General features: G+C 38.6%; 21 protein-coding genes. 1 reads left to right on the top strand and 20 read right to left on the bottom strand.

Features of this window, described 5'->3' with window-relative positions:
* The 16 genes from nuoL to AB8525_RS03465 all read right to left on the bottom strand — a co-directional run bounded on the left by nuoL (window position 1) and on the right by AB8525_RS03465 (window position 15171).
* Window positions 1-1962, bottom strand: coding sequence for an NADH-quinone oxidoreductase subunit L (gene nuoL / locus AB8525_RS03390; RefSeq protein ID WP_369178634.1), 1962 nt, complete (start codon window positions 1960-1962; stop codon window positions 1-3).
* A gap of 2 nt (window positions 1963-1964) precedes the next feature.
* Window positions 1965-3101: a DNA cytosine methyltransferase gene (locus tag AB8525_RS03395; protein WP_369178636.1), complete on the bottom strand. Its 1137-nt coding sequence runs from the start codon at window positions 3099-3101 to the stop codon at window positions 1965-1967.
* Window positions 3047-3826 (bottom strand): restriction endonuclease, encoded by a 780-nt coding sequence (locus AB8525_RS03400; RefSeq protein ID WP_369178638.1) that lies wholly within the window; start codon window positions 3824-3826, stop codon window positions 3047-3049. The genes AB8525_RS03395 and AB8525_RS03400 overlap by 55 nt, the downstream gene beginning before the upstream one ends.
* Before the next feature lie 2 nt (window positions 3827-3828).
* Window positions 3829-4134, bottom strand: a complete 306-nt coding sequence (gene nuoK, locus AB8525_RS03405) for an NADH-quinone oxidoreductase subunit NuoK (protein ID WP_369152614.1) — start codon at window positions 4132-4134, stop codon at window positions 3829-3831.
* Window positions 4127-4744 (bottom strand): NADH-quinone oxidoreductase subunit J, encoded by a 618-nt coding sequence (locus AB8525_RS03410; protein ID WP_369178640.1) that lies wholly within the window; start codon window positions 4742-4744, stop codon window positions 4127-4129. Before AB8525_RS03410 ends, nuoK begins: the two co-directional genes overlap by 8 nt.
* An 8-nt stretch (window positions 4745-4752) precedes the next feature.
* Window positions 4753-5247, bottom strand: coding sequence for an NADH-quinone oxidoreductase subunit NuoI (nuoI, locus tag AB8525_RS03415; protein WP_369178642.1), 495 nt, complete (start codon window positions 5245-5247; stop codon window positions 4753-4755).
* A 9-nt stretch (window positions 5248-5256) separates the two neighbouring features.
* Entirely contained in the window at window positions 5257-6321 is a 1065-nt protein-coding gene (gene nuoH / locus AB8525_RS03420) for an NADH-quinone oxidoreductase subunit NuoH (protein WP_369178644.1), read from the bottom strand.
* A complete protein-coding gene (nuoG, locus tag AB8525_RS03425; RefSeq protein ID WP_369178646.1) occupies window positions 6318-8561 on the bottom strand; it encodes an NADH-quinone oxidoreductase subunit NuoG in 2244 nt (747 codons plus the stop codon). Before nuoG ends, nuoH begins: the two co-directional genes overlap by 4 nt.
* Window positions 8558-10243 carry an LD-carboxypeptidase gene (locus AB8525_RS03430; RefSeq protein ID WP_369178647.1) on the bottom strand — a complete coding sequence of 562 codons (1686 nt, stop codon included), beginning with the start codon at window positions 10241-10243 and terminating at the stop codon, window positions 8558-8560. Before AB8525_RS03430 ends, nuoG begins: the two co-directional genes overlap by 4 nt.
* 108 nt (window positions 10244-10351) lie before the next feature.
* A complete protein-coding gene (gene nuoF, locus AB8525_RS03435) occupies window positions 10352-11620 on the bottom strand; it encodes an NADH-quinone oxidoreductase subunit NuoF (RefSeq protein ID WP_369178649.1) in 1269 nt (422 codons plus the stop codon).
* Window positions 11617-12102, bottom strand: coding sequence for an NADH-quinone oxidoreductase subunit NuoE (locus AB8525_RS03440; RefSeq protein WP_369152623.1), 486 nt, complete (start codon window positions 12100-12102; stop codon window positions 11617-11619). Before AB8525_RS03440 ends, nuoF begins: the two co-directional genes overlap by 4 nt.
* Window positions 12099-13352: an NADH-quinone oxidoreductase subunit D gene (locus AB8525_RS03445; protein ID WP_369152624.1), complete on the bottom strand. Its 1254-nt coding sequence runs from the start codon at window positions 13350-13352 to the stop codon at window positions 12099-12101. The genes AB8525_RS03440 and AB8525_RS03445 overlap by 4 nt, the downstream gene beginning before the upstream one ends.
* 11 nt (window positions 13353-13363) lie before the next feature.
* On the bottom strand, window positions 13364-13978 hold the full coding sequence (locus AB8525_RS03450) for an NADH-quinone oxidoreductase subunit C (RefSeq protein WP_369152626.1): 615 nt from the start codon (window positions 13976-13978) through the stop codon (window positions 13364-13366).
* Window positions 13979-14458, bottom strand: a complete 480-nt coding sequence (locus tag AB8525_RS03455) for an NADH-quinone oxidoreductase subunit B family protein (protein ID WP_369152627.1) — start codon at window positions 14456-14458, stop codon at window positions 13979-13981.
* A 3-nt stretch (window positions 14459-14461) separates the two neighbouring features.
* Window positions 14462-14818: an NADH-quinone oxidoreductase subunit A gene (locus AB8525_RS03460; RefSeq protein ID WP_369152628.1), complete on the bottom strand. Its 357-nt coding sequence runs from the start codon at window positions 14816-14818 to the stop codon at window positions 14462-14464.
* A gap of 206 nt (window positions 14819-15024) precedes the next feature.
* Window positions 15025-15171, bottom strand: coding sequence for a hypothetical protein (locus AB8525_RS03465; protein WP_369152629.1), 147 nt, complete (start codon window positions 15169-15171; stop codon window positions 15025-15027).
* Window positions 15172-15328: 157 nt separating this feature from the next.
* Between AB8525_RS03465 and AB8525_RS03470 the strand changes: the two genes are divergently transcribed.
* On the top strand, window positions 15329-15478 hold the full coding sequence (locus tag AB8525_RS03470; RefSeq protein ID WP_369151228.1) for a hypothetical protein: 150 nt from the start codon (window positions 15329-15331) through the stop codon (window positions 15476-15478).
* Between the two features lie 116 nt (window positions 15479-15594).
* On the opposite strand, the gene tldD is transcribed toward AB8525_RS03470, so the two are convergent.
* The 4 genes from tldD to AB8525_RS03490 are packed head-to-tail and all read right to left on the bottom strand — an operon-like array spanning window position 15595 to window position 20257.
* On the bottom strand, window positions 15595-17019 hold the full coding sequence (tldD, locus tag AB8525_RS03475) for a metalloprotease TldD (RefSeq protein WP_369152630.1): 1425 nt from the start codon (window positions 17017-17019) through the stop codon (window positions 15595-15597).
* 3 nt (window positions 17020-17022) lie between these two features.
* Complete coding sequence (locus tag AB8525_RS03480; protein ID WP_369178651.1) at window positions 17023-19497, bottom strand: AsmA-like C-terminal region-containing protein; 2475 nt, start codon at window positions 19495-19497, stop codon at window positions 17023-17025.
* Window positions 19494-19970, bottom strand: coding sequence for an asparaginase domain-containing protein (locus tag AB8525_RS03485; RefSeq protein WP_369178653.1), 477 nt, complete (start codon window positions 19968-19970; stop codon window positions 19494-19496). Before AB8525_RS03485 ends, AB8525_RS03480 begins: the two co-directional genes overlap by 4 nt.
* Complete coding sequence (locus AB8525_RS03490; protein WP_369152634.1) at window positions 19967-20257, bottom strand: hypothetical protein; 291 nt, start codon at window positions 20255-20257, stop codon at window positions 19967-19969. Before AB8525_RS03490 ends, AB8525_RS03485 begins: the two co-directional genes overlap by 4 nt.
* Between the last annotated feature and the right edge of the window lie 69 nt (window positions 20258-20326).

Raw genomic sequence — 20326 nt, forward strand, 5'->3', positions numbered from 1 at the left:
TCAAATCTCAAGTAGTGGCTGGTCGCCCAAAAACAGCGTCCAAGTTAAAATAATTAGTAAACTGAATATCATAAAAAAAGCATAGTGATAAACATAACCTGTTTGAATTGGACGAACCAATGCACCAATGAAACCGACCAATCTGGCACTGCCATTCACTAGTATTGTGTCAATCATTGTTGTATCGGAGACTTTCCATAAAACATTACCGAGTTTTTTAATGCCGTTGACAAAGACGATTTCATTAAAACGGTCAAAGCCATATAACGATTTCAACACATAATCCACCATGGAGAATTTTTTCTGAACCCAATCTGCCCATTGCGTTCTATGCAGCGAGAATACCCATGCAGAAACGATACCGCCAGCCATCATCCAGAATGGCACGGTTTGCACTGCATGAGAAATCATTGCTAAGGCGCCGTGAAATTCTTGACTGAGTGAAGTCATTGATGCATGGTTTGATGTAACTGTAATTGCATTGTCCAGCCAGCCTTTGAACAACATTGGCTCAATGGTAAGGTAACCAATAATTGCCGAAGGAATTGCCAACATTATCAATGGAAATGTGATTGATAATGGCGATTCATGTAGATGTCTTGCAGTTTCGTGCTTAACCCGTGACTTGCCGTGGAACACTAAAAAGAACATTCTGAATGAATAAAAAGCGGTAATGAAAACACCTGAGATCACTGCATAATAAACCCAATCTGCAAATGGTAGATTGGAAAAATGCACGGCTTCAATAATCATATCTTTTGAGTAAAAACCTGAGAAACCTGGGAAACCAATTAATGCTAATGTACCAATCAAGCCTGTGATATAAGTAATCGGCATATATTTTTTCAAACCACCCATTTTACGAATATCTTGCTCGTGATGCATTGCCACAATCACCGAACCTGCACCCAAGAATAATAACGCCTTGAAAAATGCGTGTGTCATCAAGTGGAAAATTGCCACTGAATACGCACTCACACCTAATGCTACCGTCATATAACCTAATTGTGAAAGTGTTGAATATGCCACTACCTTTTTAATATCATTTTGCACAATACCTAACAAGCCCATAAATAAGGCAGTAATCGCACCAATTACCATAATGACAGTCAGTGCCACATCGCTCATTTCAAACATGGGCGACATACGCGACACCATAAAGATACCTGCAGTTACCATTGTTGCCGCGTGAATCAACGCTGAAATCGGTGTCGGACCTTCCATCGAACCTGGTAGCCAAACATGCAATGGCACTTGCGCTGATTTACCCATTGCACCAACGAATAATAACAAACAAACCACGGTAATTAAATCCAGACCCCAAAGTGTTTCGCCGACTGTGTTATTGAGGCTGGCGAATACTTCCATATAATCCAATGAGCCACTGAACGCCAATACCAAACCAATACCTAATAAGAAACCAAAATCACCGACACGATTAACCAAAAAGGCCCTCAAATTCGCTTCAATTGCACTTTCTTTATGGTGCCAAAAACCAATCAATAAGTAAGATACCAGTCCCACTGCTTCCCAGCCAAAGAACAATTGCATAAAGTTATTGCTCATCACCAGCATAAACATTGAGAAGGTGAATAGGGAAATATAACTAAAAAATTTGGTGTAATCCTTGTCGTCATCCATATAGCCAATGGTGTAAATATGCACCATCAGGGAAACAAACGATACCACCACCAACATCACCGCAGTCAGATTATCAACCAAGAAACCCACACTGACATTCAGACTGCCAATTTGCATCCAAGTATAAAGATTTTGATTGAAAACTGCCCCTTGTTGCAACACATGGTGATCAAAGACCATTAACGCCAATACGGTTGAAATCAATACCCCTAAAATCGTAATGGTATGTGTGGCATTACGCCCAAGCACTCTACCAAAGAAGCCAGCAATAATAGCACCCAGTAAAGGGGCAAGTGCAATTGTTAAATAAAGTTTTTCCATAATCAATTCTCTATATTTTGTTTAACAGAATATTGTATGCTGTTAATAATTTGTCGTCCTATCACCTCGCCTAATACAGGTGGAACAGCATTACCAATTTGTAAATTTTTAGAAGTTTTACTGCCATGGAACACATAATTATCAGGGAAACCTTGTAATCTCGCTCCCTCCCTAGTGCTTAAAGCTCTATTTTGAAAAGGATGAATACATCTTGAAGAAGAGGGTGTCCCAAAGTTTCTAGTAATCGTTGGAGCAACTTTACCAGGCAATAATCTGGCATAAGTATTACTGAAATAACTTTTTGGTCTCAACCTTTTTGGTAAATCATTAACCGAACCACCTTGAGGCACAAGCGATAAAATTTCTTGCATTTTTGTGCCATAATTAGAGGCGTTATGTTCAGTTAGTGTCTGGCAATTCCCTCTTAATTGTTCTTGGTAACGATTAACAACTTGATGATATTGTTGCGATGAACCGTTTGTTTTAATAGGTGGTAAATCAGAAATAGCATCTATGAGAGGTATTTTGTTAAACAAGTGTGTTGCAGTTGGTAGAAATACTTTATTTAACTCTTTTTTCCAAGCTAAAACGATTGTTCTTAATCGTTTTTGCGGCAATCCAAAATCAGAAATATCTAAAATAGTTGTGGTGCTATTAAAGCCCAATTTATCTAATTTTGATAGGAGTTCTTTATAAACTTTACCTTGATACATAGTTTTGAAACCTGCAACATTTTCAAATATTACATAGCTTGGTCTTAGTTCAGCAACAGCTCTTAAAAATTCATAAAAAAGATTATTGCGATTGTCTTTTTCATTTTTAGACCCTAAAGTGCTAAACCCTTGGCAAGGTGGACCACCTGAAACGAGAGAAATATTTTCAATATTAAGTTTTTGTAATTCTTTCTTAAAATCAATTTTACGAATATCGCCATTAAGCATTTTTGTCTTTGGGTGGTTATTCACATAAGTTTTCGCAAAGTCTTTTTCTATTTCATTCGCCAAAACAACTTTAAAGCCTGCTTTATTTAGCCCTAAACTTAAACCGCCAGCACCTGAGAATAACTCTACTGTATATAAGTCATTCATAAGCCTACTTCCAAATTTTGCAATGATGGCAAGGCATCCAATAACCGCCATTTAAAATAGTTTTGGTCAATAGAAAAAACGCTCTGTCCTTCCATTTGTTGTCTTGTCACAAAATTAACATCGTCATTTTTAATACTATCCAATCTAACAAAAGCAACTTGACCATTAAAAACATCTATATGAATACAAATAGTTTTAATATTATTATCTTGAAAAACTTTTTTAGCCTCTCTTACTTTATGCTCTTTAATATCATTAATGCCTTGAAATCCAGCCTGAACTTCAATATTAATAATTTCTTTATTCTTTTGAATTTGTAAATCTGCTGTTGGTGTTCTTTTAAAAGTATCAATATTTTTTAAATCATCATCGCCAATATTAGTCATTAAAGTCACATCTATTTCGAATAGTTTGGCAAAAATAGGTTTAAATAATTCTACAAGAACAAATCCCCTTAACCATGAAAACAGAACCTGTTCTGGTCTCCTGCCTTGGTTATTCAGTTTTGATATTATATCGTGATTTTTAAGAATTTCATAAGGACGGATAATGTATTCCTTGCTAAATAAATTTAAATCATTATTTTTTAAGTCATCAACCAATATTTTATTAAGATTCTTTAAAATTTTAATTAACCGTTTATTAAGAAGCACTATATATGCATAATCTATATTGGGCTTAATATCTTTTGCCGCCAAAAAAAACTTAGCATCATTCTGATTAGAAAACCCTAACTCTAAACGGTATTTTTTAAAATAATCTGCTGAGTTCTTCACAATCATCCTTTTAAACTGTTAGTCACATCAACATTGATTGATCCTTTGTTTCTAAACAATGAAGTTAGAATTGCCAACCCAATCGCAACTTCTGCTGCTGCCACTGTCAAAATAAAGAAAACGAAAATTTGCCCTGCTTCATCACCTAAAAAATAAGAGAAGGCAATAAAATTAGTGTTGACTGCCACTAAAATCAACTCAACACACATTAATAAAGTAATAATATTGGTTCGATTAACAAAAATACCGACCAAGCCAATACAGAAAATAATAGCACTTAGAATTAAATAATCACTCAAACTAATCATTATCTTGCTCCTCATTCGGCGTAGTAATTAAAACCAAACGCATCCTGTCTTTGGCTTGAACTTTCACTTGTTCTGCAATATTTTGCGTTTTACGATTGACTTCATTACGATGCACCAAAGTAATCGCTGAAATAATCGCAATCAACAACAACACCGACGCCAACTCAAATGGGTAGACATATTCAGTATAAAGTTGCAACGCCAATGTAGTGATATTACTATAATCCGCTGTGTGTCTTACAGGGGTTGCTACCACTTCTAAACCAAATTGATTAGCACCTAATACCAAAGTCATTTCAGCAACAATAATCGCTGCCACGATTAAACCAAGTGGTAAATAACCTGCAAACTTTGCTCGTAAGGTTGATTTGTCAATATTCAGCATCTTAATAACAAATAAAAATAACACCATAACTGCGCCAACATACACTAGTATCAAAATAATCGCCAAAAACTCTGCTTCAAGCAAAATCCAAATACTGGCTGCCGAAAAGAAAGCTAAAATTAAAAATAGTACGGCTTTCGCTGCATTACGCGAAAAAATCATTGCCAACGAACTAGCAATGAACCAAAAAGAAAAAACATAAAATAATATTTGGTCAAATGTCATAATAATTCCTATCTATATGGCGCATCTTCTGCTTTGATATCAGTAATAGCTTTCTCATTTTTGTCGCCGATTTCTAATAAATATGCCTTATCGACAATACTACCTTCTCTTGAGTCAACAAAGGCGTAGTCAAAAATTTGAGTTTCAACGATTGCATCAACAGGACAGGCTTCTTCACAAAAACCACAAAAAATACATTTAAATAAATCAATATCATACTGCGTAGTGCGTCGTGATCCGTCTTCACGCATTTCAGATTCAATGGTAATAGCGTTTGCCGGGCAAACTGCTTCACATAATTTACAAGCAATACAGCGCTCTTCACCATTTGGGTAGCGACGCAGTGCGTGTAAGCCTCTAAAACGGGGTGAAATTGGTGTTCTTTCTTCTGGAAATTGCACCGTGATTTTTTTATTAACCATTTCCTTAGCAGTAATTTTCATACCGCCACGCAACTCGGCAAGGCTAAAGTCTTTTACTAATTTTTTAATGTTATTTATCATAATTAAATCCTAAAACCAAGGGCCTATTTTAAGTTGCGTCATTAATGCGACGACGAAAATCCACGCAATCGTCCATGGTAAGAAAACTTTCCACGATAAACGCATAATCTGATCATAACGAAAGCGTGGAAAAGTCGCACGCACCCACAAATACAAAAACATAAAGAAAGTGGTTTTTGCCAATAACCAAATAATACCCGGCACCCAGGCAAACCCTACGCCTAAATAAGCAATACCTTCAAAAGGAGAGTGCCAACCACCAAAAAACAAGATGACTGCCAATACTGCCATAAAAATCATATTGGCATATTCTGCTAAGAAAAATACTGCAAATGTCATACCTGAATATTCAACATGAGTGCCTCCGACAATCTCTGACTCTCCTTCCACCACATCAAAAGGTGCACGGTTAGTTTCCACCAAAGCTGAGATAAAAAAGATAATCATCATTGGAAATAATGGTATCCAGTACCAATTTAAAATACCGCCTTTTTGTGCTATGACAATATCATTGAGGTTGACACTGCCTGCAATCATAACTACGGTTACCAAGGCAAAACCAATCACGATTTCATAAGACACTAACAGCGAAGCACTACGCAATGCACCGAGCAATGGGTATTTAGAATTCGATGCCCAACCTGCCAAAATAATACCATACACGCCCACCGAGCCAATTGCCATCACATACAACAAACTAATGTCTAAATCTGTCACATATACACCTTCATCAAAAGGAATTACTGCCCATATTGCAATTGCAGGGGCAATTGCTAAGACAGGGGCTAATAAAAAGAGATAGATATTGGCCTTGCTTGGGAAAATAATTTCCTTCGTCATCAACTTTAACGCATCAGCAATTGGTTGCAACCACCCTTTCGGACCAACACGATTAGGTCCGATACGCAATTGCATATAGCCAATGACTTTACGCTCTGCATAAGTGAAATATGCCACCACTAACATCAGTGGACCTACCAACGCAATCGCTTTGATTAGGATAATTAAAATGGTAGCAATTGCCCCGTCAAACCAAGGGATCAAGGCGTGTATCCATAACCAAAAATCTGTCATGACTCATCTCCTATTGCTTTATTAGCATTGACAAAAACGCAATTATTCGCTACCGATTCATTGATAACCACTGGCAAGTTTAAGTAGGTATCTTTTTTAATGTCTAATTCTTTCGCTGTGCCCTTGTTCATTGTTGCACTGTGCATTTTCCCAATATTGGTTGCCTGTAATGAATTTGCGTGTCTTGATAACACATCAACCGCATAAGGAGAGTGCTGCCAAATTACATTCACACCGCATTTGACTGTGATGTCAATCTTATTGTCAGCCTTATTGTGCTTATGTCTTTGATGTGAGACTTCATCAGTTACTTGCATAGAATTGGCAAAGTGAAAACCAGGTAAGTCTAACAAGTCTGCCAATACTTTCAATACTTTCCAAGCTGGTTTAGCATCATTTGGCGCACTCACTGCGGCTGAGAATGATTGCACAACACCTTCAATATTCACATGTGAGCCCGAAGTTTCGTAGAAAGCAGCGATTGGCAATAAGACATCTGAATATTGAGCAACCGTATCATCTTGATAACTGTTCATAGAAACCACAAAGGTATCTTTTTTGTTAAGTGCTTCCACAGCTTCAATCGAATGATGAAAATCATATTGTGGATAGACATCTAATAAAATATAGGCTGTCAAATCTGCTTTGAGCATTGCATTGGTATCCAGTCCACCCTGACCTGGCACAAAATTTGCCATCGTCGCTGCGGTTGAATTTGCTGTGACAGTGATATTGAGTGTGGTGGAATTGCTTTCTTGTGCAATCTGACTGACTAAATTTGCCACACTAGATGCCTGCGGATTATTAAGTATATGTGCACCCAAAACAATCACCGAGTTATTGGTATCTGCTAATTTATCTGCCATTTGTTTCGCAACATCGCTGACTTCAACCTTGTCCAAATATTCTGGTACTTCTCTTTGTGCGATTTGCAATACCGACTTCAATACTTCTGCCAACATCACCGCCATTTGATTAGGGTCAACAATATTTTCATTGTTTAATTTATAATTAAAGTCAAATGGCATTACATTAATAACATCAATACTTGCCCCTGCTAAATGTGCCTTACGCAAACGATGATTAATCATTGGTTGCTCTAATCGTGGGTTAGAACCGATAATCAAGACATGGTCAACGCCTTCCAATCCTGCTAACTTAATATTAGACTCCAATGTAACCGTGTTGTTCAAATCTTTAACATTCAAACGATGGTCAATATTCTCAGAACCCACTTCTCTCATTATCTTTTGTAACAAATGAAATTCTTCAAGTGTGGCTGTATTTGAGGCCAATGCACCCAACTTATTGACTTGTTTATTGTTTAATACATTAGCAACCAAACCACGCACCGAAAAATCAAGTGCTGTGTCCCAATTCACCGATTGCCATTCACCTTCCACTTTAATTTTTGGTGTTAACAGTCGGTTTTTATGTGCCAATCCTTCGTAAGAAAAACGATCTCTGTCAGAAATCCAAGTTTCATTAACCGCTTCATTATCTTTAGCAACAATGCGTTTGACCTTGCCTTTATAAGTTTGCGTGTAAAGATTAGAGCCGACCAAATCGTGTCGTGCAATATTTGAAACAGAATTCATTTGCCAAGACCTTAACTCGTAACGAAACGGCTTAGAAGTCAATGCACCCACGGGACAAACATCAATCATATTGCCTGACAATTCTGATTGAATGCCCTCAGCTAAAAACGGCTCAATTTTCAATGCTTCGCCACGACCCGTGCCGCCCATTTCCATCGTACCACCAATCTCAGCACCAAAACGCACACAACGGGTGCAATGAATACAACGAGTCATATCAGTTTGAATCAAAGCACCAATATCACCATCAACCACCACACGCTTGCCCTCAGTAAATCGTGATACATCTGAGCCATAGCCCATTGCCACATCTTGTAATTCACACTCACCACCTTGATCACAAATTGGGCAATCAAGCGGATGATTAATGAGTAAAAATTCCATTACTGCCTTCTGTGATGCCTTGGCTCTCTCATTTTGAGTATGCACTTTCATCCCTTCATTAACAGGCGTAGAACATGCGGTCTGTGGCTTTGGTGCACCCTCAACATCCACCAAACACATCCGACAATTGGCAGCCACTGAAAGTTTCTTGTGATAACAAAATCTTGGCACACTGATGCCCTCTCTGTCGGTAACAGCGATTAGCATTTCACCTGCTTTGGCTTTGACTACACTACCATTAATTTCAATTGAAATCATTTAATATTTACCTTTATAGAAAAATCATTACCATTTTTAAATATCTGCGTTGTGGTATTAAGCGGCATCGGATGGTTTAACTTAGAGTGCCCAAAAAAATCTCCTCTAAAAACAGGAATATCAACCCCATTTGCAAACCTTTGCAATACTAAATCAATCATATCAATAACTGCTTTTTTATCTTGTGTAGTTTGTATAAACTCACCCAAAATAATTGCATTCACGCCATTTAATAATTGGGAGTAACGAATGTTATCCAAAATTCTCTCCAACTGGTGGGCAGAATTACCAATATCCTCAAGTATTAGTATTCTATCGTCTAGCCTTGCCTGAAAAGGCGTATCCAATGTGGACTGTACCAAAGTTAAATTACCACCCAATAAGGATCCGTCAATTTTTGTTGCCTGTTTAGCTGATGTGTTCATAGGTATTAAATGAGAGTAAAAAAGTGCTTTATTCTCTTGCTCTAACAAAATATCAACTACAGTTTTAATCGATTCTCCTATATTAATATTCGTGTTTATTCCTGCATCAACTTCACTATTATAACCCGCCACAATCGCATGTAAGGAAGGCATTTTCCACTGTTGATTAACAAAATTATGCAGCCCAGTAACATCACTAAAACCAATCAATGGCTTACTTATTTTTGGCGCTGGATACTTTAGTAATTTAGGCAGTAATCTGGTTGCCCCAGCCCCGCCTTTAACCACCCAAACCGCCTGAGAATCTGGATTATTCATTGCTTGAATAAACGCATTGGCACGGTATTGATCGGTATTAGCGTAATTAAGTTTAGTCGGCATAATTTTGGCGTATTTTGTGCTGATTTTAAAACCAAATTCTTCTAATATTTTAACGGTTCTATCGATACTGTCTTTACTGGTGGCTGATGAAGGGGCAATTAAATCAATAGTATCGCCTTTTGTAAGTGTAGCCCAGCCTTTGACTGGCAAGTTAGAATACTGATTGGCAAAATAGCGCATTAAAAACAATAGCATTTCTTGCTCCAAACTGTCTTCGCCTCTTTTTACTTCTAAGTTAATGTATTCCACTCCCTTGAGTGCAGCGTAAACTGAAAAAGAACCATCATTTGTAACCGATTTGGATTGCACAACAGCATTATAACCAGCAACTTTAGCAAAATTAAAAAAAGGATCGTTGGTGGTATAAAAAAACTCCCCTGTGCCTTGTTTTGGATTTTGATAATAATATTTAACTTCATCACTATTTTTGTAACTGCTGATGTTATAGCCCTTATCATAATTGTTATGTACCGCAACGACTAATCTTCCAAGCACTAAACTAGCAATCCTATCTGCAAAATTTTGAATATCTTTAGCCACCTGTTGATGAAAACTAGAATATTTAATGAGTGTATCTTTTATTCCTTGAGGGGTAAATATTCTATTTGGGTCAAATATATATTGTTTTCCTTGATATTTAACCTCAACTAAGCGCTTGCCTTGTTGTTTAATAGAAACCAATTTGCCGCCATACTGATTAATGAGTTTTTTAACATCCTCGTAGGAAGTTTTTTCATCTTCATGAGGATGAAAAAATACAAGGCCAGCATCATTTGACTGAACAATTTCAATCGTTACAGCGCTTTCTCCAATTTGAAACAACTCATTAACCACGCTAACGGCTAATAAATTAGTATTTATTAATACTCCTATCATAAAAAAATATAACTTAATCATTTGGTAACACCTCTTTTATATTTAATAAAACACCTTGTATTTAAGGTGTTAATACTATTTGTTAAATAGTCCTTATTCATAATCAAACTAACCCTTCACCATACTTTTACCGTACTCAATATAATACTCAAACTCTTCACGGAAATTACGCAAAAAACTTTCTACTGGCATTGCCGCTGCATCACCCAATGCACAAATGGTGTTACCCATAATTTTGTCACTAACTCCCAGCAGTAAATCAATATCATCTGCTTTGCCCTTACCATCCATAATGCGTTTTAAAACACGGTATAACCAGCCTGTACCTTCACGACACGGAGTGCATTGTCCGCAAGATTCATCATAATAAAAATGTGCCAATCGAGTTAGGGTAGCGACCATACAAGTGGTGTCGTCCATCACAATGACTGAGCCAGCACCCAACATTGAGCCAGCTTTTTCGATACCGTCATAATCCATCGTCATAGTCATTGCCACTTCTGCGGTTAATACTGGGGTGGATGAACCACCTGGAATCACGGCTTTGAGTTTTCTGCCTTTTTTAATACCGCCCGCCATAGCCAATAAATCTTTGAATGGCGTACCCATTGGTACTTCAAAATTGGCGGGGTTTTGCACATGTCCTGACACTGAAAATAACTTACAACCACCAGAATTTTCCACCCCAATATCGGCAAACCATTGTCCACCTTGGGCTAAAATTTCAGGCACGGAAGCAAAACTTTCGGTGTTGTTGATGGTGGTCGGTTTGCCAAATAGCCCAACATTAGCAGGAAATGGTGGTTTAAATCTTGGCTGTCCTTTTTTACCTTCAATAGATTCTAACAAGGCAGTTTCTTCGCCACAAATATAGGCACCTGCCCCTAAATGCGTATGTAAATCAAAATTAACAGTGCTTTTTTGGATATTTTTGCCTAATAAACCTGCTTCATATGCTTCTTTTAAAGCACTTTCAAAGCGTTCAAATGGCTCCATAAACTCGCCACGAATGTAGTTATAGCCTACAGTTGCCCCCATTACAAAACCACCAATTGCCATACCTTCAATCACTGAATGTGGGTTGTATCTAAGAATATCTCTGTCTTTACAAGTACCCGGCTCACCTTCGTCTGAATTACAAACCACATATTTTTGCACATCAGAGTTGCGTGGCATAAAACTCCATTTCAATCCTGTTGGGAAACCTGCACCGCCACGACCTCGTAAGCCCGACGCTTTGAGTTCGTTAATGATTTCATCAGCGCTAATTTCACCCTTGAGAATTTTACGCCAAACACTATAACCACCATTTTTCTCATAGACTGCAAGAGACTGGCAATTTTCTTGATCTAGATTTTTAAAGCAAACTTCATTCATTGAGCACCTGCCTTTAAGTCAGCTAAAATTTTGTCAATTTTCTGCTCAGTAAGATTTTCATAATATTGCTCACCAATCTGCAACATCGGTGCCCCAACACAAGCACCTAAGCATTCCACTTTTTTCACATTAAGCAACCCATCTTGACTAACTTTGCCGGTTTTAACACCCGTTTTTTTCTCTAAATAGGCAATCAAATCATCCGCCCCATTCAACATACAAGAAATATTGTGGCAAATACGAATAGTGTGTTTTCCGACTGGCTGGTGATTGTAATTTTCATAAAAAGTTGCCACTTCAGCGGCAGCAATACCGGGCATTTCTAAATAATCTGCCACGGCTTGAATGGTATCTGCACTCAAACTATTGTCATTTTCTGCCTGCACAATTTTCAACGCTTCCATCACCGCCGAACTTTGGTTACCCGCTGGGTATTTTGCCACCCACACATCAATTTGTTTTTTTGCCTGATTTGAAATCATCGGTCAATCTCTCCAAATACAATATCCTGCGTGCCGATAATAGTAACCACATCCGACAACATATGCCCTTTTGCCATTTCATCCATAGAAGCCAAATGGGCAAAACCCGGTGCTCTAATTTTAATGCGATAGGGTTTGTTCGCACCATCTGACACTAAATACACCCCAAACTCACCTTTGGGATGCTCAACCGCCGAATACACTTCACCTACTGGCAAACAATAGCCTTCGGTAAACAATTTAAAATGGTGAATCAGTGATTCCATATCGTCTTTCATCTCAGTGCGTTTTGGTGGCGCTACTTTTTTATCATCACTCATCACTGCACCAGGATTAGCGCGCAACCAAGTCACACATTGCTTAATAATGTTGTTAGACTGTGTCATCTCTTCCATTCTCACAAGATAGCGATCGTAACTGTCGCCAGTAACACCGACTGGAATATCAAACTCTAATCTATCATACACCGCATACGGTTGGTTTTTTCTCAAATCCCACGCCACGCCAGAACCTCGTAACATGGGGCCAGTAAAACCGAGTTGTTTGGCACGATTAGCTGAAACAATCCCAATATTCACTAATCGTTGCTTCCAAATACGGTTATCGGTCAATAAATCATTATATTGTTTGATGCTTGCAGGGAATTCTTTGGCAAAATTATCAATAAAATCCAACAATGAACCTTGACGGTCTTTGTTCATTGCCTTTAATTCTTTGGGTTTACGGAAATTGCTTTTAAGGTATCGTGGCATCTTTTCAGGCAAATCTCGATACACACCACCTGGGCGATAATAAGTTGCATGCATACGAGAACCTGAAACGGCTTCATAGCAATCAATCAATTTTTCTCGCTCGCGGAATGCGTATAAGAAAATACTCATTGCTCCAACATCTAGACCATGTGTGCCAAGCCACATTAAGTGGTTCAAAATACGGGTAATCTCATCAAACATCACCCGAATATACTGAGCGCGTTCAGGCACTTCTAACCCAAGCATGGTTTCAATTGCCCTAACATAAGCGTGTTCATTACACATCATTGAAACATAATCCAGCCTATCCATATAACCAATAGACTGATTATAAGGTTTCGACTCTGCGAGTTTTTCAGTGCCACGATGGAGCAACCCGATATGCGGGTCAGCGCGTTCAATGACTTCGCCATCAATTTCTAAAATCAGACGAAGAACGCCATGTGCCGCTGGATGCTGCGGACCAAAGTTAAGGGTGTAGTTGCGAATTTCAGCCATTTTATAAAACCTTATTTCCTAATTACTCTTGGGACATTGATATTCGGCTCAATACTCACTGGCTCATAAATAACCCGCCCCAATTCTTCATCATAACGCATTTCAACCTCGCCAATCATCGGGAAATCTTTGCGTAATGGATGCCCCACAAAACCATAATCGGTCAAAATACGGCGTAAGTCTTTGTGGTTTTCAAACAAAATACCCAGTAAATCAAACGCCTCTCGCTCATACCAATCTGCCACTGCCCAAATACCAGTTACTGTTTTAATCATCGGCTGTACCTCATCAACAAACGCTTTCACCCGAAGTCGGTAATTTTTACGCACTGAAAGCAAATGATAAACCACGGCAAAACGCTTATCGTGCCTGTCTTTATCACCTTGTGCCTCTCGCCCTCTACCAAACCCTGAAGAACTGGCATCGCTATCCCACTCAGATTGTCCATAAGTCAAATAATCAACACCACATAAATCAATCAAGGTGTCAAACAAAAAAACATCTCTAAGCTTCAAACACGACTTAACAATATCCGCACTATCAACCGTTAGCGTTAATTCGCCAAATGCCTCAACAACATTACTATCGCCAAATTCTTCAACTAATTTTCCTTTTAAATCCTGCATTTAGGTTCTCGCAATAGTGTTGGTGCGTTTGATTTTATCTTGTAATTGCAAAATACCATACAGCAATGCTTCTGCCGTTGGCGGACAACCTGGTACATATACATCCACTGGCACAATACGGTCACAACCACGCACCACAGCATAAGAATAATGATAATACCCCCCACCATTCGCACAAGAACCCATAGAAATCACCCAGCGAGGCTCAGGCATTTGGTCATAAACTTTTCTTAGTGCTGGTGCCATCTTATTCGTTAATGTGCCTGCCACAATCATCAAATCCGATTGTCTGGGCGTTGGTCTAAAAACAATCCCAAAACGGTCAAGGTCATAACGAGACGAACCTGCCTCCATCATCTCTACCGCACAACATGCCAAGCCAAATGTCATTGGCCACAACGACCCTGTCCTCGCCCAGTTGATAACTTTATCAAGGGAAGTAGTAACAAATCCTTCTTTCATTAGACCATCAATAGCCATTAATTACTCCCACTCTAAAGCGCCTTTTTTCCATTCGAAAATAAAGCCGACCACCAATAATAATAAAAAAATACCCATTGCCACAAAGCCAAACCAGCCAAGTTGCGATTGAACCACTGCCCACGGGAAGACAAAAGCGACTTCCAAATCAAACAAAATAAACAAAATCGCCACCAAATAATAACGCACATTGAAATACATACGAGAGTCATCGAATGCAGGAAAACCACATTCAAACTGAGAGTTTTTTTCTTCATCAGGTTTACTCGGTCCTAATAGGTAGCCAATTAACATTGGTACGATACCAAAGCCAATCCCTAAAAAGACAAACACCATAATAGGCAGATAATTTTCTAACACGCAACACTCTTTTATTAACAGAATTCAAGTATTATAGCCAATTTATCAAAGGATTTGTATCCTATATTACTCAGTTATAAGACAAGCCTTTAAAAAAATCTAACACACATCCTTTCCACTTTGACAAGATGCGTTGACAAGGTTCGACCTTGTCAAAGGTTAGAACTTCCAGTGTGGTGGCTTCAATACTGTTGTTGTGGGTGTTGTCATTGGTAGGCGATGCCTAGTTTTAAGTTTACTTCTTGTTCGGTATTTTTGCTGATATAGTTTGTACTGTCTCGTTGGGTGTCAGATTTATACTCAAGATTAGCAAAGCGAGTGAGCTTACCGCCTTCATAATTACTAATTGCCATAAGGCTGAGACAAGTTGTTAACAAGGTTGTTGGGAGCAAAGATGAGACTGTTAGAAGGTATAACAAGCCTAAAAAACCACGACTAGACTAATAGTGGCTTGGGATTTTCTAAAGGGGTTCAAAAGACTTTTACTCTTTTAGAGACCTTTGCATAAATATGAATAATCATCAAAACGCCATCTTTCATCAAATTACAAACTTTTTAAAAACACCCTTAGCCCTGCTAGGAGTGGATTTAAAAAATTTCCAATTTAATAAAATCTGTCATTTTGCTAATCATCCCTATTTATGCAAAGGTCTCTTTTAATAAACACATACGCATCAATATGCGGTGCGAATTTTTCCACCTCATTTCCTCGTTAGGCAGGGTGTATGAGTTTTTTGGTTAAATGGGGAAGTTATATCTGCTTTTTTTGGAGGTTGTTAAGGAGTTAGGCTGGTACCACCGACGGTGAGTTGGTCAATTTTTAGGCTTGGTTGACCGACGCCGACGGGGACGGATTGTCCATCTTTGCCACAAACGCCAACGCCGCTGTCAAGTTTTAAGTCGTTTGCTACCATTGAAATTTTCTTCAATACTTCATCACCAGAACCAATTAAAGTTGCGCCTTTGATGGGGTGGGTGATTTTGCCGTTTTTGATAAGGTAGGCTTCATTGGCTGAGAATACGAATTTGCCTGAGGTGATGTCAACTTGCCCGCCGTCAAAATTAACGGCATAAATGCCATCATCGACTGAGGTAATCATATCTTCTAAGTTGTCTGTGCCGTTGAGCATATAGGTATTGGTCATTCTTGGCATGGGGATGTGGGCGTAGGATTCGCGTCTGGCATTGCCAGTGGATTTAACACCCATTAAGCCTGCGTTGAGTTTGTCGAATAGGTAGCCTTTGAGGATGCCGTTTTCAATTAGAGTGGTGTTTTGGGTCGGCGTGCCTTCGTCGTCGATTGTTAAAGAACCACGGCGGTTTGCCAGTGTGCCATTATCAACAATGGTGCATTTTTCACTGGCAACTTGTTCGCCGATTTTCCCTGTAAAGACTGAGGTGCCTCGGCGATTAAAATCCCCTTCTAACCCATGCCCGATGGCTTCGTGCAATAATACGCCTGGCCAGCCTGGCCCAAGTATGACAGGCATCGTGCCTGCGGGGGTATCCTGTGCTTCTAGGGCAACTAGGGCTTGACGCACTGCCTCTTTGGCGTAAATTTCAGTGAAGTTGTGGTCAATAAAATAACGATAATCATAACGCCCGCCACCGCCACTGGATGCGTTTTCGACTCTGCCATTATGCTCAACAATGACGCTGACGCTGACACGCACCATTGGGCGATAATCTTTTTGATAAACGCCGTCGGTTGAGGCAATCAAAACTTCTGTATAAGCCCCTGACAACGAGGCACTGACTTGTTTGACTTTTGGCTCTTTTCTGGCGAGGGTGTCAATTTGTTTTAGCATATCCACTTTTTCTTGCGAGGTTAAACTGTTTAGTGGGCTGATGCCGTTGTATTTTGCGGGGTGTGGTGCGGTTTGAAAGGTTTGAACTTTTTGCGTTTGTTGTTGTCCAGAGATGCCTTTAGCAAAATTAATTGCCTGCTGAATGGCTTTAGCATTTAAGTCATCAGAATAGGCAAAGCCAGTCTGTTCACCTTTCACCGCACGCGTGCCGACGCCGTGGCTGATATGGTGAGTGGCTGATTTGACGATGCCGTCTTCTAGAAGCCAGGATTCAGAGATGGAATGTTGGAAATACAAATCGGCATAATTCACGCCTTTGACTGCTAGAGAGGATAGTAGTGTGGTGATTTTGTTTTGGTTGAGTTTGTGTTCTGCTAATAGTTGTTCAATCATAATTTACAATTCTTCAATTTTAGGGTCGTCCCATGGGCCAGTTATTTTATATCTAAATTCCACTAGGCTATCGGTAATACTGCTGATTATTTTGCCGTCAAATAGGGCTTTGTCTGCTAGCCAAGCACCCAGCCCAATTAGTCCGCCTCCTGCTAGATAGGTTGCCACGGGGACGGCATCACTGACAGCGGGGGTAACTTTTGCGACAAGGTCGTATTTTTTTTCTTTAATGTTGGTTTGTCCTGTTAATGTGATTTGGCTAGAGGAGGATTCTATGTTGAAATTGTCGATGGTAGCAATTGCATTAACTAGGGATATCTGGGCATTAATGCTGTCGTAGGTAAAGCCTTTGTTGGTAACATCGGAGACATCGAGTTTGAGGCGTTTGGCGATGGAATTGATGTTTAGTAGTGATAGAATGCGTCCTAAATTTGGGTCTTTGTCGGTAAATATACCTTTTTTGACATTTAGTTTTAAGGTGCTGGTGATGTTTTGGTAGTTCATATTCCACGGTGTGCATTCGCAGGTGAGGTAGGCATCAAAATCAAATGCACCGCCAATGACTTTTTCTTTAATTTTGAGATTTTTCAAAAACTCGGTTAGGACTTTGCCTTTAGCGTTGGCGAGAAGTTGTGTTTTTCCCTTGCTCCAACTGCCGTTGAAATTAAGGGCTTTGTTGTCAAACCCAAGCCCTTCAAATTGCAAGTCTTTAATCGTTAGCTGGTTATTTATAGAGGTTAATTCAACACTTAGATTGGGGAGGAGGGTATCGCCAATATATACTTTTTTAGTGCTTAAATGCATACTTGGAAAGTCTTGAGGTGTGATTTTCCAATCGCCTTTAATTGCGTTGATAACTGTTGTGGCTATTTGCATATTTAACAAACGCACGGTTGGTGGCTTGCCTTTATTCAAGAAAATAGCGACATTGCCTTTAACAGATTTAGAGTCAATTCTGGTGCGCCAAGATTGATCCAGTTGCTTGGCGATAGTCGCTTTAAATCCACTGTTGTTATCAACCAATTCCACGCTAAAACTACTTTCATCGCTCCTTTGGTTGGGATTGATACGAATATTAAATGGTAAACCACGGATATTGCCCATGCCAATAGCGGTGATTTTATTATGATGAAATGCAAGTTTAGAATTGTAATTTTTAACTGTTACTGCACCTTCTAAAACGGTTAAATGATTGTCTTTTAGTTCCAAATCAATATCCAATATTGGCACTCTTTCGTCTAATGGAACGACTAATTTCATAGTGCCGTCCACCTTGCCAGACAAGGTGAATTGATGTAGTATTTTATTGGTTTCCTCATCCAAAGGCGTGTGTTTTAAAAATGTAATTAATTGTTCGCTTTGCGTATGAATATTACCACTCACTTCAACCTCTAAATTGGTTTGGCTGAGGTCTGAAATCTGCACTTTGATGTCTTTGAATGGCATGCCATTGAGTTTGGCATTATGCACTTTCAGCACAATTTTTTTACCATTGGTGCTGAGGCTAGCGTTCAATTTTTCAAGGGGTTTCCAATCGGAATTAAAACCCAATTTCATCTCTTTTAATTGCATGTCAAATTGCGTTTTCATTGCCTCTGATTGCGATAAGTTTTTACTAATTCTGAGTTTTAAATTTTCCAAATTACCTGCAATAAAACCGTGTTTTATCCAAGTATAAGTATCGGTATTCATTATCTGTGTGGGTAGATATTGGGTCAGTTTATTGGCTGGTATTTTTGCTAAATCACTTTTAATTTCAAGCCAATCATTGCCGTTTTTATTGAACAATTTAATTTCAGTATTGATTGATAATTCATCATTGCTCATCAAAATTGGCATAATTAAAGGGGTGTTTTCAGGTGTAGCATCTGGCAGAGTAATATCAAAATTAACTGTGGCAGACTCTGTATCTGATGAACCAAAGTTTAGATTTTGTCCTTTGATTTTAAGTTTGTCCCGTGTCAATAATAGCGGTGCAATTTCAAAATTTTTCTCACCTTTAATCACAGTTTTGTTAACACTCAATGACTTGAAAAAATAGAATTTATCTGTATTTTTAAGTGCTGTTATTTGTTTAATTTCTGCAAGGTTAAATTTGGTACTTGGATGTAGCATTAAAGTATCAATCGTAATTTTACTTGAGTGATACACATCGTCTAATAATGAACCAAGGTGAATGTCCCATTCCAAACCATTAATGCTTGCAATGGGTGCTTCATTCTCAACGGTCGTAATATCTAAATCGTCTATCCGCAACGATAAATTATTTTGACTAAAATTAAAGCTGAGATGGGGGTTGGATATACTAATATTAGTATTACTCAACTCAGATAATTGATTTTCAATGGGTGCTTTCATCAGCACGGGGAATGCCATTACAGCTGCTACCAACAAAACAACAAGTAATGTCAAAATGCCAACAACCCAAGTGCTTGCCTTGAATATCTTAATGCTGTGGTGTGCTATTTTTTTTCTCATTCAAAAATACCCAATGTTTTATTTTTCACCACTTCATTAAAATCAAATACTCTGCCATTCATTGCCACATAAACCCCATTTTCAAGCGTTTGCACACTACTCAATGCAAAACCCAAATTAAATAATGCATCCGATTGATTGATTGAATAAGGCACCATTGCCCCAAACAATATTACTGTTTTATCCATAATCTTATTGCCCAATAATTGTGCTGTTTCAACCATCGTATCTGTGCCGTGCGTAATCAAAATTTTATCTTCCTTTGCTTCAAGACATTTAGATAAAATCAACTGACGGTCTGCTTTCGTTATTGCTAACGAATCTTTTAAAAACAATACTTCAGAAGCTGTCTCACTCATCGACCGCCCACGATTGAGCATATCCACAATATGGGTTTTCCCAAATACCAAACCACCCGTTAAATCATCGTAGATTTTGTCAATCGTTCCACCAGTAATGAGTAACTTAATCATACCCAAACTGCCTGATTAAAATTTATTAACATAATTTTATCCTTAGAAAAATAGCCAGTGTGTGATGAGTTTTTGGGCGGAAAAGGTGCTGTTGCAATTGCTTCACCACATATCCAAATAAATGAGAATGCAATACTGTTAAAGAGACCTTTGCATAAATAGGGATGATTAGCAAAATGACAGATTTTATTAAATTGGAAATTTTTTAAATCCACTCCTAGCAGGGCTAAGGGTGTTTTTAAAAAGTTTGTAATTTGATGAAAGATGGCGTTTTGATGATTATTCATATTTATGCAAAGGTCTCTTAAAGATAAATCCATATTTTTTCTCCTGTACGAAATCTGCACATATCTTAC

Source organism: Candidatus Thiodubiliella endoseptemdiera (assembly GCF_964212635.1).
In the GTDB taxonomy this organism is placed as follows: Bacteria; Pseudomonadota; Gammaproteobacteria; order PS1; family Pseudothioglobaceae; genus Thiodubiliella; species Thiodubiliella endoseptemdiera.

What these genes read in the sequence shown, in the direction of transcription:
- AB8525_RS03490 (WP_369152634.1), bottom strand. Translation starts at nt 20,257, where the DNA reads ATGAATAATCATCAAAACGCCATCTTTCATCAAATTACAAACTTTTTA.
- nuoK (WP_369152614.1), bottom strand. Translation starts at nt 4,134, where the DNA reads ATGATTAGTTTGAGTGATTATTTAATTCTAAGTGCTATTATTTTCTGT.
- AB8525_RS03455 (WP_369152627.1), bottom strand. Translation starts at nt 14,458, where the DNA reads ATGGCTATTGATGGTCTAATGAAAGAAGGATTTGTTACTACTTCCCTT.
- AB8525_RS03395 (WP_369178636.1), bottom strand. Translation starts at nt 3,101, where the DNA reads ATGGCGGTTATTGGATGCCTTGCCATCATTGCAAAATTTGGAAGTAGG.
- AB8525_RS03465 (WP_369152629.1), bottom strand. Translation starts at nt 15,171, where the DNA reads ATGGCAATTAGTAATTATGAAGGCGGTAAGCTCACTCGCTTTGCTAAT.
- AB8525_RS03445 (WP_369152624.1), bottom strand. Translation starts at nt 13,352, where the DNA reads ATGGCTGAAATTCGCAACTACACCCTTAACTTTGGTCCGCAGCATCCA.
- tldD (WP_369152630.1), bottom strand. Translation starts at nt 17,019, where the DNA reads ATGATTGAACAACTATTAGCAGAACACAAACTCAACCAAAACAAAATC.
- AB8525_RS03450 (WP_369152626.1), bottom strand. Translation starts at nt 13,978, where the DNA reads ATGCAGGATTTAAAAGGAAAATTAGTTGAAGAATTTGGCGATAGTAAT.
- AB8525_RS03410 (WP_369178640.1), bottom strand. Translation starts at nt 4,744, where the DNA reads ATGACATTTGACCAAATATTATTTTATGTTTTTTCTTTTTGGTTCATT.
- nuoL (WP_369178634.1), bottom strand. Translation starts at nt 1,962, where the DNA reads ATGGAAAAACTTTATTTAACAATTGCACTTGCCCCTTTACTGGGTGCT.
- AB8525_RS03440 (WP_369152623.1), bottom strand. Translation starts at nt 12,102, where the DNA reads ATGATTTCAAATCAGGCAAAAAAACAAATTGATGTGTGGGTGGCAAAA.
- nuoF (WP_369178649.1), bottom strand. Translation starts at nt 11,620, where the DNA reads ATGAATGAAGTTTGCTTTAAAAATCTAGATCAAGAAAATTGCCAGTCT.
- AB8525_RS03480 (WP_369178651.1), bottom strand. Translation starts at nt 19,497, where the DNA reads ATGAGAAAAAAAATAGCACACCACAGCATTAAGATATTCAAGGCAAGC.
- nuoI (WP_369178642.1), bottom strand. Translation starts at nt 5,247, where the DNA reads ATGATAAATAACATTAAAAAATTAGTAAAAGACTTTAGCCTTGCCGAG.
- AB8525_RS03485 (WP_369178653.1), bottom strand. Translation starts at nt 19,970, where the DNA reads ATGATTAAGTTACTCATTACTGGTGGAACGATTGACAAAATCTACGAT.
- nuoG (WP_369178646.1), bottom strand. Translation starts at nt 8,561, where the DNA reads ATGATTTCAATTGAAATTAATGGTAGTGTAGTCAAAGCCAAAGCAGGT.
- nuoH (WP_369178644.1), bottom strand. Translation starts at nt 6,321, where the DNA reads ATGACAGATTTTTGGTTATGGATACACGCCTTGATCCCTTGGTTTGAC.
- AB8525_RS03430 (WP_369178647.1), bottom strand. Translation starts at nt 10,243, where the DNA reads ATGATAGGAGTATTAATAAATACTAATTTATTAGCCGTTAGCGTGGTT.
- AB8525_RS03470 (WP_369151228.1), top strand. Translation starts at nt 15,329, where the DNA reads ATGAATAATCATCAAAACGCCATCTTTCATCAAATTACAAACTTTTTA.